A 14094-nucleotide genomic window follows, 5' to 3' on the forward strand; every position below is an offset into this window, starting at 1 on the left:
GATTTCCGGAAGCGTCTGGATCGGAAATCCTGAGGCAGACGACGATCGGGTTCGGATCGCGCTCGAGGCCGCGGTCAGGATGTGGAGAACCGTCGGTCGACGGCGCGAATGTCGCGGTGGCCGCACAGCGCCCTTGTGGTGCCGAACGCCGGGCGGCCTATCGCCGGCGACTTGGCGACACCCGCCTGAGCGTAGGCGCCCGACCCGCCAGGAAGGCCGGGTCGGTCATTCGGCGCGTGTAGATCGGAGCCCCATCGCCGGGGCCCGCGCCCTCCGGCGTATCGGAGCGCCTCAAGACCTGCGCCGTCGATGAGTGATCCAGCGGTCGCAGATCGCCCGGGCGGACGTCGATCCGCGCCCCCGCCATCGCGATCGTGGCCCGCCGCGCGGCGGGCCACGATCGTCGTGTCCTCCTGGAGGCCCTGCCTCGGAACACGCAGGCGCCGGAGATGGACGCTCTCACCAGCGATAGATCAGGCTACCGATGACTCGTGCCGGCTGGTTGAAGTTGCAGAACCCGAACGAGCAGGTCGTGTAGTTACGGTCGAAGATATTGTAGGCGTTGATCTGCGCCCGGAAGCCCTTGTACTTCGGATCCAGCGCCGCGAAGTCGTAGGCGACCAGCGCGTCGTAGAGGGTGACCGCGGTGTTGCGCACCGTGTTCTGGTCGTCGGCGAAGCTGGATCCGATGAAGCGGATGCCGCCGCCGATCTGCAGACCGCGCAGGGCCGAGGAAGGCGGGAAGGCGTAGGTCAGGAACGACGCGTAGGTGTCGCTGGGGATGCCGGACACGCGGTTCCCGGCGATCGACTGACCGGTGGCCGAGACCGAGTTCACGAACCGGATGTCGACGTGTGTGTAGGCGATCGTCAGGTTCGTGCCCGGCGCGAGGTTGGCCGTGGCCTCGGCCTCGAAGCCCGTCGAGCGCACGGCGCCGCCGGCGGTCTGGAATGCGAGGTTGCCCGCGTCGGGGATCAGGATGTTCGACTGGTTGATGTCGAAGCCGGCGAACGCCGTCTGGATATTGGTGCCGGGGATCAGGTACTTGACCCCGGCCTCGATCTGGTCGCCCGTGGCGGGCTTGAACGCCTGCCCGTTCCGGTCGATGCCCACCTGCGGCGTGAAGGTCGTGGCGTAGCTGGCGTAGGGCACCAGCCCCGGTGCCAGGACGTAGCCCAGGCCGACCCGGCCCGTGAAGGCGCTGTTGTCCTGACGTGAGACCGCGCTGTCCGGCGTCGCGTAGTTGTTCTGGAAGACCCAGTCGTGCCGCCCGTTCAGCGTCAGGATGAAGTTTCCGAACTTGGCTTGATCCTGCAGGTAGACACCGATCTGGTCCTGGCTCTGGCGCGACGCGGGCGCCAGGGGGGGCGTCGGGATGAACTGCTGGCCGTAATTCCGCGTGACGAGGTTGAGGTCCGGAGCCAGCCCGAACCCGAAGCGTGCGCTCAGGCTGTACCGGGCGTAGTCGACGCCGCCGACCACGGTGTGCGCGACCGGGCCTGTAGCGAAGCGGGCTTCCAGCTGGTTGTCCAGCGTCTGCTGCACCAGGCCCTCGCGAATGTAGCCCGTATCGCGCGTGCCGATCGTGCGTGCTTCGTTGATGTTGTTGATGTCGACGTACTTGGCGCTCAGGAAGAGCCCGTAGTGCCGGAAATTCTGGCGAAAAATGAGGTCCGGCGTGATGAAGTGCTCGAAGGCGTAGCCGACCCGGTACTGCGTCTGGTCGAGGCCGATGAAGCGCGGGTCGCCCTGGTAGAACTTGGACACCCGAAAGCCCGGGTCATTGTAAAAGAACGTCGCCGCCGGCGTATTCGTGACCTGAAACTCGCTGAGGAACGTGAATGTGGTATCGGCCGACGGTTTCCAGGTGAACGCGGGAGCGAGATAGAGCTGGTCGTCGGTCGTGCCCAGACCGATGAAGGTGCCCGCCTCGCGGCGCACGCCGGTGAGACGGTAGGCCATGGTGCCGCCCGAACCCTCGATCGGCCCCCCGACGTCGAAGTTGCCCTGGAAGCGGTCGAAGCTGCCGGCTTGGAACTGCACCTCGCCGAACGGCGCGAAGACGGGACGCTTGGTCGTGATGTCGAGGATGCCGCCGGGCGAGCCGAGGCCGTAGAGGCCGGAGGCGGGCCCGCGCAGGATGGTGAGCGCCTCCGCGCCGTAGGGCTCGCTTTTCGGGTAGGCGAAGCCGGTCCCGATCACGCGCAACCCGTCTCGGTAGATTCCCTGATTGGTCAGCACGTCGAAGCCGCGGATGAAGATCTGATCGAACCGCGGATCGAAGCCGGACCGGGCGGATACGGCGCCGGGGACGTAGTTGACCGCGTCGGTGAAGGTCTGAACGTTGCGGTCGTTCAGCTGCTCGCGGGTGACCACCGACACGGACTGGGGGACCTCGATCAGCGGCGTGTTGGTTTTCGTTGCGGTCGTGGCGACCCGGGCGGTGTAACCGGTGATCCCGGACGGACCGCCACCGCCGCCGCTGGTGCTTGCCGTACCGCCGTCGCCCCCGCTCACGTTGAGGCCGCCCGAGCCCGTCAGGCCGGGGGCGGAATTGCCGGGCGACGCCGCTTCGACCGAGATCTCGTTGAGCTGAACGGAGCCGTCCTGCGCCCTCGCGGGCCCGGCGAGAGCAGTGGTGGCGAGGAGGAGGGTGAGGAGCGAGCGATACGACATAGATCACGCTGACGAGCGCCTCCGGCGGCGCAGTGCCCACGTGTTCGCCGTTCACGGATCGTTGATCAAGCCGAAAACGTGTTATAGATCACACACTTACAACGATTCAAAAGTGAATTTATTCTAAGGTATGGATTACCGGCCGAGGTTTTACAGCGCCGGAACCGAGTTGTGCTCGGATGTGCTGCGCGCAGCGCGCACCTTTCGACACGCGAGACGGCATATTGCGTAGGATCGCGAGCGGCGCGCAGCAGGATCTCCGATCCCCGGCGTCGAACAAACGTCCGTTCACCGCCCCGAGCCGAGGTTGCCGAACGGCCGGTGGTGGCTGCTTTCGAGATCCGCCCCCCTGACCAGCGGCCGGTGGTGCAAGGGTCTCGGGCGCAGGTCCGACGACAGCGCATGCCCGGCGATCGGCCCGGTCCGGCCGCTAGCGGCCGGTCCGGGTCGCGGCAGGGCGGCCGCAGGGGACGCCCTCGACGCTTCCCGAGAGCGTCGATCCGTCGGCCGCCGCGCGACTTCGCATCGGGGCTGACGACCAGCGTCGAGAGCACGCCCATTGGCTGATGCGCGCCGAGCGTCGGGACCGCCTGCGATTAGGCGCTCCAGCCAGACCGGCGTAGGATGTCGCGATCACCAGCCGGTTCTCGAACCCGTGGGCGCTGGTGGCTGAGAGATACGTGTGCTCCCGCCTGCATGACGCGGAGCAGCCTCTTGGCAAACTCGTCCCCCAAAGCTCGACTGTCGGCTGGATACGATCAGTGGCTCCTGGAGACCTCGTTGCAGGCGATCCGACGCTCACGGACGTTGCTGGATCAGACGGAGCATCTCGTTCGTCGCCCCGACCCTCCGCCGTCGATCAATTGTTCCGAGCTCAGCGACGACGACGTGAATTCCCCGAATCCTGAAGGCGACGCCACGAGCAGCGTGACGCCTGCTCCTCGCGCTGAATAGAATTCGACGCTACCCGCCCGGGATCAAAGCGCACCAGCTTGTATCAGGCGAAGTTCGTCAAGAAATTTTGCACGGGTGTCTTCCAGGGCGGATAGACTATTCAACAGCTCCTCCAGCAATTCTTCGGCAAGATTGAGGCTGTGCCGCATGCCTCGGAATCGAGCAACCCGCTCTCGCTGTTGAGCGACGCGCCGCTCTCCTGCTTGGATATGTCGGCTCACCGCCCCCAGCCTTGTCAGCGCCCGATAGAGCTTGCTCTCGAAGGTGCCCTCTAGAAGCTGGCTGAGGCCGCAGATCAGCCTGTGATCTGAATGGGGCTTTCCGATGTTGAGGCAGTCTCGATATTCTTCCGGGATCTGCGATAGCGGATGGGCGCTCGCGAATATATAAGGTATTCCGGCCCAATCGAGGCGTTTGGCGATCGGATAGCTTCTCTTCCCGTCCTGAAGGTCGATGTCGAGAACGGCCGAGTCGATGCGATCGATACTCCGATCGAGCGATGACATGGCATGTTCGACGTTCGACCAGGGCCCCTCGATGGTTGCACCATGTGTGCGCAGGCAGTCTTTGACGTGTGCTGCGGCAAAATAATCATCTTCCACGACTAGAATATGGCGACCTATCAGCGCCTTTTGGTCGAAAAACATGGTCTTCTGCCGCACGGAAAGATCACATGCTCGCGTCTCTCGCGGTAAAATTCCATCACTTGGATCATACCTGATCGGGCAGCGACAACGTGACCGCGGGTGAAAGGACGGGGCTGAAGCGCGATAGGGGGTCAGCGGGTCGCTATCGAAGGTCGTGAAAGGCTGCGATGAGCCGCGGTCGCGAACTCATGGAGCTCGCGGCGAGGCCCGGACCGCCGCGAGCTCGACGCTTGCCGGGACGTTAGCGGGATCCTCGCTGAAGCGGGTGTCGACGGCACGGCATCCAGGCGCGGGCGATTCAGGAGGCGCCCGACCTGCCCCTCGGGCAGTATCTCGGCCCGGCAGCCTATCGGAACGAACTCCGCGACGCGGTCGAGAACCGGTCCGTGCTCCGGAACGTGTGCCGAACACTTTGAATGTAAATCATCGTGAAATTTAATATCACTCTGCAGACCAAGCAATCGGTCGGAACATTTCCAGATCGGCTCAAGACCGGAGTCGAGATTGATCGGGCTCGCGGGCACGCATTCAACTGCCCCTGCGCCCGTACGGGAAGATCGGCACGGCTGTGCCGTGCTCCCGCACCCGGAGCGCATCCGGGCTGTCCAGCTCCGCGCTGGCGTCCTGTCGGAGCGAGGTCAGCATGTCGGACGACCGCTACCACAAGAAGGAACTCGGCAACCGCCCGCTCCATCCCGAGACGCTGATGCTCGGCTACGGCTACGATCCGGCCCTGTCCGAGGGTGCGGTGAAGCCGCCGGTTTTCCTGACATCGACGTTCGTCTTCACCTCCGCCGAGCACGGCAAAGCCTTCTTCGACTACGTCTCCGGGCGGCGCGAACCGCCGGTCGGCGAGGCGGCGGGGCTGGTCTACTCGCGCTTCAATCATCCGAACAGCGAGATCGTCGAGGATCGGCTGGCCGTCTTCGAGGAAGCCGAGGCGGCGCTGGTCTTCTCCTCCGGCATGTCGGCGATCGCCACCACGATCCTGGCGTTCGCCCGGCCCGGCGACGCGATCCTGCACTCGCAGCCCCTCTACGGCGGCACCGAGACGCTGATCGCCAAGACCCTGGCCGGGTTCGGCATCGCGCCGCTCGGGTTCTCGGACGGGACCGACCCGGCGAGCGTGCGCGCCGCGGCCCACCGGGCGGCCGACGCGGGACGGGTCAGCGTCGTCATGGTCGAGACCCCCTCGAACCCGCTCAACACCCTCGTCGACCTCAGCCTTGTCCGCGCGGTCGCCGAGGAGATCGGTGCCCGGCAGGGCGGCGCGGCGCCGATGGTGGTCTGCGACAACACCCTGCTCGGGCCCCTCTTCCAGCACCCGCTGCGCGAAGGCGCCGACATCTCGGTCTACTCCCTGACCAAGTATGTCGGCGGCCACTCGGACCTGATCGCCGGCGCCGCCCTCGGCTCGGCGGCGCGGATGAAGCCGGTGCGGCTGCTGCGCTCGGCGATCGGGACCGGTCTCGACCCGCATTCCTGCTGGATGCTCGGGCGCTCGCTCGAGACCCTGTCGCTGCGCATGAGCGCCGCGAACCGCAACGGCGAGATCGTCGGCCGGATGCTGGCGGAGCACCCGAAGGTGGCGCGCCTTCACCATCTCGCGCATCTCGAGCCCGGATCGCATCAGGCGCAGGTCTACGCCAGGCAGTGCGCGGCACCGGGCTCGACATTCTCGTTCGACATCGTCGGCGGCGAGGCCGAGGCGTTCCAGGTCCTCAACCACCTCCAGTTGTTCAAGCTCGCCGTCAGCCTCGGCGGGACGGAGTCGCTCGCCAGCCACCCGGCCTCCACGACCCATTCCGGCGTGCCGAAGGCGGTGCGCGACCGGCTCGGGATCACGGACGCGACGATCCGGGTGTCGATCGGGATCGAGCACCCGGACGATCTCGTCGCCGATCTGGCCGCGGCCCTCGCTGTCCTGGGCTGACGGCGCTCAGGCCGTGGCGGTCGCGCCGGTTCTGCGCCGCCGTCGAGCCGCTCCGGCCGAGCGCGACGCCTCCCTCACCGGGCCGGCTCGGCCGCGACACCCTGCGATGACCGCCTCGAACCCGGAAGTCGCTCGTTAACGACGCCGCAGGTCTCGTGCGGTCGCCGCACGACAGTGCGGGGACGGAATTGAATTGCGTCCGCGCGGAACTGGTCACCGCGGGTCTCACTTCGTAGTGTCCCGCCGCGAAACGCGACGGGACGATCGACGAATCCATGGATCCCGCAACCGGCACCGAGTTCGACGCGCGGAGCGGCGCTCCGGCCACGCGCGTGGCCGCCGTAACCTTCGATCCGCGGGTCAAAGGACTCACGTGGCTCGCGTTGAAGGGCTTTCTGCTCTCGGTGGTGACCTTCGGCATCTACCGGTTCTGGTACGTCACCAATCTGCGCCGCTTCTTCTGGGAGCGCACCGCGCTCGACGGCTCGCCCGCCGAGTACACCGGAACCGGCAAGGAACTGTTTCTGGGCTTCCTCGTCGCGCTCGCGATCCTGGTGCCGATCTACGTCGCGCTGTTCGCGGTCTCGCTCGTCGCGCCCGCGCTCGCCCCGTTCTCGGTGGTGATTTCCTTCGTGTTCCTGTTCCTCCTGAGCCAGTTCGCGATCTACCGCGGACGCCGCTACCGGGCGATGCGGACCCTGTGGCGCGGCATACGCCTCGGACAGGACGGCTCCGGGCTCGCCTACGCGGCACGCGCGGGCGCTTGGTGGCTGCTCACACTCGTCACCGTCGGCCTGGCCGTCCCGTTCATGCGGGCGAGCCTGGAGCGCTACCGCATCGGTCACACCCTGGTCGGCACCAGCCGGATGCACTCGACGGCGCGGGGACGCAGCGTGCTCGGCCCCTGGCTTCTGCTCTACGTGGTGGGGCTCGGGCCGCTGATCGGGCTCGGCATCGCCCTCCTGGCGGCGGCGGATTTCTCGCTGCCCAGCGACCTGCTGGTGCCGAAGCCCGGCGGCAAGGCCGGCGAGACGATCCTCAATCCCGCTTACGCGGCCTCGCATATCGGCGTCCTCCTCCGGACGATGGGCTTCGCGGCCGCGATCTGCGTGCCCGCGGCGCTGCTTCTGATCCCCTATTACCGCGCCCGGGAGACGCGGGCCTTCATGGCCGCCGCCGGCCTCGGTCACGCCCGCCTCGCCTCGAGCCTCAAGGCGCGCCAATTCTACTGGCCCTACATCGTCTACATGCTGTCGCTTCTCGGCTTCCTCGTCGTGCTGGGCCTCGTCGCCGCGCTGCTGATCTTCGCCGCGCGGGCGGCGGGCGATCTCGGGATGCTCCACGGGCTCGTCGTCCTCATCTACCTCGTCGGCGCGCCGCTCTTCGCGGTGCTGTACGTGCGCGTGGTGCAGGCCCGGTTGTGGGCGGCGGTGGCGACGAGCACGAAGGTCGTGGATCCGCGAGCCCTGGACAGTGTCCTCGCCTCGTCCCGCGGCGCCGGCAGCGGCCTGCAGGAGGGTCTCGCCGACGCGCTCGACGTCGGGGGCGCCCTCCAGATCGGCTTCTGAGACTTGATCCGCCCTTCCGAAGCGACCGCCGGGGCGCCGATCGAGGTCGAAGGCCGCTACTTCGACGGCGTCAGCGCGCGGGCTCATCCCGTCACCCTGCGCCTCGACGACCGCTTCCGCGTCTCCGGGCCGGACGTCGCCCGGGACTGGAACCTGCTCGACCTGCGCGCCGCCGTCTCGGTGCCGCCGCTGATGCGGATCGGTCCGGCCGACGAGCCGGCCCGCGTGGAATTCTCGGACGCGACGCTCGCCGCGGCGCTCGCCGCGCGCTGCCCGGACCTGCACCTTCGGGAGGGTTCGGGCGGCACGGTGCGGCTCGTGCTCTGGTCTCTGGCGGCGGGTCTCTCGGTCCTGCTCGTGGCGGTCTTCGGCGTCCCGCAGATCGCCGGCCTGCTCGCCCCGCTCGTGCCGGACGCGGCCGAGTCGCGGCTCGGGGCGGTGGCGGAGCCGCAAGTCCTGCGCTTCCTCGGCGACCCGCCGGCCTGTGCGGAGCCCGCCGGGCGCGAGGCCCTCGACAAGCTCGTCGGTCGCCTCGTCGCGGCCGGGCAGGCTGAGGGCTCGCTGCCGCCGGCTCTCGCCGTGAGCGTGCGCCGGCACGGGATGGCCAACGCCTTCGCCCTGCCGGGCGCCCGCGTGATCGTGCTCTCGAGCCTCATCGCGCGGGCGCGATCGGCCGACGAGGCCGCGGCGGTTCTGGCGCACGAGCTCGGCCATGTCCGCAGACGCGATCCGACCCGCTCCCTCATCCGGGCATCGGGCACCTCGTTCCTCCTGAGCCTCGTCCTCGGGGATCTGACCGGCTCGACCATCATCATCGCGCTGGGCGACGCGGTGCTCTCGGCCGGCTACAGCCGCGACGCCGAGCGGGCGGCGGACGCCTTCGCGGTCGACCTGATGACGCGCGCGGGCGGCAACGGCGCGGCGCTCGCCGACATCCTCGAGCGCATCGCCAAGGACAAGCACGACGGCAAGAGCGACGTGCTGGACCTGCTGCGCAGCCATCCCTTCACGCGCGAGCGCGCGGCCGCGATCCGCGCCCAGGCGGGACCCGCGGCGCCCGAACGGCAGATCCTGTCGGGCGCCGCGTGGACCGCGCTCCAGGGCATCTGCGGGGCGGGGTCGACGAGGGCCGAGCCTTAGCCCGGCCCGCGGTCACGATCACCGCCCGCGGGCGGGAAAGCGCGGGCGCGGGAGAGCGCCGCCCGACCCCGTCGACCCCGACCGGCCGTGCGCCTGACCGGGATTCCGGGCAACGGATTGCTGTCGATTGTCCGTCCCCGGCTTCTGCGAGGGGGGCACCGGAAAAGGAGCGTGAGTTTCGACGGCCCGAGCGCCCGGCTCAGGCCGCTCGAACCCAGACCGCAGTGTCGTGGAAGGCGGCACCGTCGTTGGGCGCGGCCGGCGCCGACCCGATCAGCGTGTTGATGCCCCCGTCCCCGCCCGCGAAGGCCGCGCTCGGCCACAGGCTCTCGACCACCACGACGCCCGGCTGCTGCCCCTCGGCGAGCCGCGCGTGCAACCGGACCCGACCGCGGGCATTGCCGACCTCGACGGCGTCGCCCGTACCGATCCCGAGCCGCACGCCGTCCGCCGGGTGGATCAGGCAGGTCGGCCGCCCCTCGCGACGGAGCGACTCGGGCACGTTGGTGAAGGTCGCGTTGAGGAACTGACGGGCCGGCGGGGCGATCATCCGGAACGGGTGCTCCGCGTCGGCGGGCTCGGCCTCCGGCCAGTGATCCGGGAGGGCCGGCATGCCGGCCGCGCGCGGACCCAGCGCCGCCCAGTCGGGGGCGAAGCGGAAGCGCCCGTCGGGATGGCCGAACCCGGTCAGGAAGTGGCTCTCGGCGAAATCCGGCTGCGCGTCGATCCAGCCCTCCGCCTCCAGTCTGTCGAGACCGCCCCAGCCGGAGCGCGCGAGGGTGGCGTCGGCGAGGTCCCGGGCGGTCAGGCGGAAGCCCGCGTGGTCCGCGCCGAGCCGGGCGGCGAGCCCCGACAGGAGCGCGTGGTTCGAGCGGCACTCGCCCGGCGGCTCCAGGATCGCCGGCCCGGCCTGGATGTGGCTGTGGCCGCCGGCGCCGTAGATGTCGTCGTGTTCCAGGAAGGTGGTGGCCGGCAGCACGAGGTCGGCGAGCGCGGCCGTCTCGGTCATGAACTGCTCGTGCACGGCCACGAACACGTCCGGCCGCGTCAGCCCCGCGCGCACCCGGGCGCTGTCGGGCGCGGAGACCGCGGGATTGGCCGACTGGATCAGCATGGCGCGGACCGGCGGGCCGCCCAGCAGGGCGTCGGGATCGTCGGTGAGCACGGCGCCGATCCGGCTCATGTCGAGCTCGCGCACGCCGGGCGCCCTGGCGTCGAGCCCCTCCGTCAGGGTCTTGTCCCAGTTGAAGATCGCGGCGTGCTGCCAGAGGGCGCCGCCGCCCTCGTGCTGCCAGGCGCCGGTGACGGTCGGCAGGCAGGTCACCGCGTGCAGGTTCACCGCGCCGTTGCGGCTGCGGGTGAAGCCGAAGCCGCAGCGGATGTAGCTGCGCGGCGTGCGCCCGTAGAGGGCCGCGAAGGCCTCGATCGCGGCGGGCTCCAGGCCGGTGATCGCCGCCGCCCATTCGGGGGTGCGCGACGCCAGATGCGCCTCCAGCGCCGCCGTGTCCTCGGCCTGGGCGGCGAGGTAGGCCCGGTCCGCGTGGCCGTCGCGGAACAGGACGTGGAGCACCGCGCAGGCGAGCGCCCCGTCGGTGCCGGGCCGGAGCGCGAGGTGGAGGTCGGCCGCCGCCGCGGTCCCGGTGCGGTACGGATCGATCACCACCAGCTTGGCGCCCCGCGTCTTGCGGGCGCGGCTGATGTGGGTCATCGCGTTGACCTGGGTGCTCACCGGGTTGCCGCCCCAGACAACGATCAGGTCGGAGAGCGCCATCTCGCGGGGATCCGGGCCGGCGATCCGGCCGACCCCGGCGCTCCAGCCCGCGATCGCGACCGCCGTGCAGATGGTGCGCTTGCGCCGCGAGTAGCCCATCACGTGGGTGAGCCGGTGGATACCGTCGCGCTGGACGAGGCCCATGGTCCCGCCCGAATTGTACGGCCAGACCGCCTCCGCCCCCCAACGGTCCGCCGTCTCCGAGAAGGCCGCCGCCAGCCGGTCGAGCGCCGCGTCCCAGGAGATCCGGCGCCACGCCCCGCTGCCCTTCGGCCCGACGCGCTCCAGCGGGTGGAGGATCCGGTCCGGGTGGTGGACGCGCTCGCCGTAGCGGCTGACCTTCGCGCAGATCACCCTGGCCGTGTAGGGATTGTCGCCGCCCCGGACCGACACGACGCGCCCGTCCACGACCTGCACGTCGAGGCTGCAGGCAGAGGGACAATCGTGCGGGCAGACGGTCCGGACCAAGCGACGAACTCCCGTGGCGCCAGCATGGGGAAGCAAGGACCGTGCGGTTCTGGGCCTTCGGCCGGAAGACCGCAAGGCGCGCATGCCGCCGCCTCTCGGGCGACGCCGGGCGGATCGTCGCCGTCGCGCCGGCCGCGAGGGCTCAGCGCAGCGCGCTCGACATCGCCGAGAGGGCGTTGATCACCTGGACCGCCTCCGCGACGTGCGCCGCCGCGAACACGACCTCGCTGCCCTCCCCCCGCCGCAGGCTCGGCCACAGGCAGAACAGGTCCGCCAGGGCCGGTGTCTGCGCGCGCACGCGGACCTCCAGCGGACCCTCGAGGCGGAAGGGCCGCGCGCTCGACTCCCGGAGGGCCGCTGCGACGGCCTCGCCGATCGCCGCGCAGCTCTGCGCCGGCGAGAGGCTGATGCCGCTGTTCTGCCCCGTCGCGCGCTTGGTCTCGACGAAGCGCGTGCCCGGGAGCAGCGCGCGGTTCTCCGCGACGAACACGTCGTCGCCGCTCGCCATCGCCACAGGCACGCCGTAGGCGCCGGCCAGCGCGCCGTAGAGGCCGGCCTCGCCGAGTTCCTGGCCGTTGATCGCGATCCGCGCGAAGGCGAAGCTGTTGACCGTGTGAGCCAGGATGCCCCGGCCGCTCGCCCGCGCGTGGTAGCCGACGAGGCAGACCGCATCGATGTCCTGATCGATCCCGGCCATCATCCCGAGGGGCCGCGGCTTGCCCTGCACGGCCTGCGCCCTGGGGTCGAGGAGGTCCGGGGGCATGTTGCGGAAGTCGCCGTGCGAGTCGTTGACCAGCACCGCCCGCGCGCCGCCGTCGAAGGCGCCCGCGACGGCGGCATTGGCCTCCCGCGTCATCAGCACCCGCGCGCGCTCGTACTCGGGATTCCCCGGCGTCGTCTGGACGCGGTGATAGATCCCGGCGACGCCCTCGATATCCGTCGAGATCAGGACGCGCATCGCTCAGGCTCCGAGAATTTCGGCCCAGCCGGGCAGGAGATCCGTCAGCGCGTCCCGCCGGTGGCCGTCGCGGCCCGTCACCGCCTGGGCCCGCCAGAGGGCGTGGATGATCGCCTGCTCGACCCCGTCCGCGGCGGCCTCGAACAATGGATCGAGCTCCGCGTCGTGCAGCAGGGCGGGCGCCGGCATCGGGCGGGCGGGATCCTGCGGCACCGTGTAGGCGGTCGTGAAGGCCAGCGCGATGTCGCCGCTGCCGTGGCCGAACACCGAGCCGGTCCGGGCGAGGCCGGCCCCGGCCCGCAGGGCGAGGCGGCGGAGCTGGCGCGCGTCGAGGGGCGCGTCGGTGGCGACGATCATGATGATGGAGCCCTTCTCCGGCGGCTCCGCGCCGGATTCCGGTTCCCCGGCGGTCGCCCGGAGGTGGGCGGCGAGCGGCGTGCCGCACACCCGGATCTGGGACGGCTTGCCGAAATTGGACAGGACGAGGGTGCCCAGCGTGAACCGGCCGCGCGCGCGCGTGCGGACCCGACGCGAGGCGGTGCCGATGCCGCCCTTGAGGCCGAAGCTCGACATGCCGCGACCGGCCCCGACCGACCCTTCCGCGACGGCGGAACCGGCCGCGTCAAGGGCGTCGCGGTAGTGGCACGCCGACACCGCCATGCGCTGGATGTCGTTGAGGTAACCGTCGTTGCACTCGAACACGAGCGGGTTGAGCGTCGGCAGCGCGCGCCCGATCTCCGGATTGTCGGCGATCGCGGCGCGGATCTGGGCGGCGGCCACCGCCGGCACCGAGAAGGTGTTGGTCAGGGCGATCGGCGTCTCGAGCACGCCGAGCTCCTCGACCTGCATCAGGCCGACGGACTTGCCGAAGCCGTTGAGCACGACGCCGGCCGCCGGAACGCGGTCGCGGTAGGGATCGCCGCCGTGCGGGCGCACGACCGTCACCCCCGTCTGCACGTCGCCCTCGGCCAGCGTGCAATGGCCGACCGTCACGCCCGGGACGTCCGTGATGGCATCGCGCGGGCCCCGCGGCAGGCGGCCGACGCGGGGCGCCGGGCGCGGAGGGGCGGTCGGCGTCACAGGCGATCGATCTTCGGATCGAGGGCGTCCCGCAGGCCGTCCCCGAGGAGGTTGAAGGCCAGCACCGTGAAGAAGATCGCGAGGCTCGGGAACAGCGCGACGTGCGGCGCCGAGACCATGTCGGCGCGCGCCTCGTTCAGCATGGCGCCCCATTCGGGCGTCGGCGGCTGCGCGCCCATGCCGAGGAACGACAGGCTCGCGGCCGTGATGATCGAGGTGCCCAGCCGCATGGTGAAGTAGACCACGATGCCCGAGATCGTGCCCGGCAGGATGTGGCGCAGGAGGATCGTCCGGTCGGGGGCGCCGATGCTCCGCGCGGCCTCGATGTAGGTGCTGTTCTTCAGGACCAGGGTCGTGCCGCGCACGAGGCGCGCGAAGGCCGGGACGCTGAAGACCGAGACCGCCACGACGACGTTGACGAGCCCGGAGCCCAGGATGGCGACGACGCCGAGCGCCAGGAGGATGCCCGGGAAGGCGAACAGCACGTCGGACATGCGCATGACGATCCGGTCCCACCAGCCGCCGTAATAGCCCGCGAGGAGACCGAGCACGGTCCCGACGAGGCCGCCGACGGCGACCGACAGGAAGCCGGTCGCGAGGGAGATCCGCGCCCCCTCGACGATGCGGCTCAGGATGTCGCGCCCGAGGGGATCGACGCCGAGCCAGTGCGCGAGCGAGGGGCCCTCGTTGATCCGGTCGTAGTCGAAGTCGTTGACCGGGTCGTAGGGCACGATCCACGGGGCCAGCACGGCGACCACGACCAGCAGGCCGATGAAGCCCAGGGCAACGACGGCGACGCGCTGGCGCCGGAACTTGCGCCAGAATTCCGACCACGGCGTCCGGATGCCGGTGGGAACGGGCGCGACGGTGGGGGCGGCGGGGACGAGGATGTCGGTCAC

General features: G+C 70.2%; 9 protein-coding genes. 3 read left to right on the forward strand and 6 right to left on the reverse strand.

Annotated features, from left to right (window positions below; all coding sequences use genetic code 11):
• Positions 1-459 precede the first annotated feature (459 nt).
• Positions 460-2676, reverse strand: coding sequence for a TonB-dependent siderophore receptor (locus J3A75_RS22545; protein ID WP_070999891.1), 2217 nt, complete (start codon positions 2674-2676; stop codon positions 460-462).
• Between the two features lie 977 nt (positions 2677-3653).
• Complete coding sequence (locus J3A75_RS22550; protein ID WP_139342574.1) at positions 3654-4292, reverse strand: hypothetical protein; 639 nt, start codon at positions 4290-4292, stop codon at positions 3654-3656.
• A gap of 628 nt (positions 4293-4920) precedes the next feature.
• Between J3A75_RS22550 and J3A75_RS22555 the strand changes: the two genes are divergently transcribed.
• The 3 genes from J3A75_RS22555 to J3A75_RS22565 all read left to right on the forward strand — a co-directional run bounded on the left by J3A75_RS22555 (position 4921) and on the right by J3A75_RS22565 (position 8918).
• Positions 4921-6210 carry a cystathionine gamma-synthase family protein gene (locus J3A75_RS22555; RefSeq protein WP_070999892.1) on the forward strand — a complete coding sequence of 430 codons (1290 nt, stop codon included), beginning with the start codon at positions 4921-4923 and terminating at the stop codon, positions 6208-6210.
• Between the two features lie 275 nt (positions 6211-6485).
• Positions 6486-7778 (forward strand): YjgN family protein, encoded by a 1293-nt coding sequence (locus J3A75_RS22560; protein ID WP_070999893.1) that lies wholly within the window; start codon positions 6486-6488, stop codon positions 7776-7778.
• Positions 7779-7781: 3 nt separating this feature from the next.
• Positions 7782-8918 (forward strand): M48 family metallopeptidase, encoded by a 1137-nt coding sequence (locus tag J3A75_RS22565; protein WP_070999894.1) that lies wholly within the window; start codon positions 7782-7784, stop codon positions 8916-8918.
• Between the two features lie 199 nt (positions 8919-9117).
• Here J3A75_RS22565 and J3A75_RS22570 read toward each other — a convergent pair whose 3' ends face one another.
• The 4 genes from J3A75_RS22570 to gsiD form a co-directional block, all read right to left on the reverse strand.
• Entirely contained in the window at positions 9118-11157 is a 2040-nt protein-coding gene (locus tag J3A75_RS22570; RefSeq protein WP_070999895.1) for a molybdopterin-dependent oxidoreductase, read from the reverse strand.
• Between the two features lie 142 nt (positions 11158-11299).
• Positions 11300-12115 (reverse strand): M55 family metallopeptidase, encoded by an 816-nt coding sequence (locus J3A75_RS22575; protein WP_024829436.1) that lies wholly within the window; start codon positions 12113-12115, stop codon positions 11300-11302.
• Positions 12116-12118: 3 nt separating this feature from the next.
• Positions 12119-13195, reverse strand: a complete 1077-nt coding sequence (locus J3A75_RS22580) for a P1 family peptidase (RefSeq protein ID WP_070999896.1) — start codon at positions 13193-13195, stop codon at positions 12119-12121.
• A complete protein-coding gene (gene gsiD, locus J3A75_RS22585) occupies positions 13192-14094 on the reverse strand; it encodes a glutathione ABC transporter permease GsiD (protein ID WP_012320185.1) in 903 nt (300 codons plus the stop codon). The genes J3A75_RS22580 and gsiD overlap by 4 nt, the downstream gene beginning before the upstream one ends.

The organism is Methylobacterium sp. PvP105 (assembly GCF_017876975.1).
Taxonomy (GTDB): domain Bacteria; phylum Pseudomonadota; class Alphaproteobacteria; order Rhizobiales; family Beijerinckiaceae; genus Methylobacterium; species Methylobacterium radiotolerans.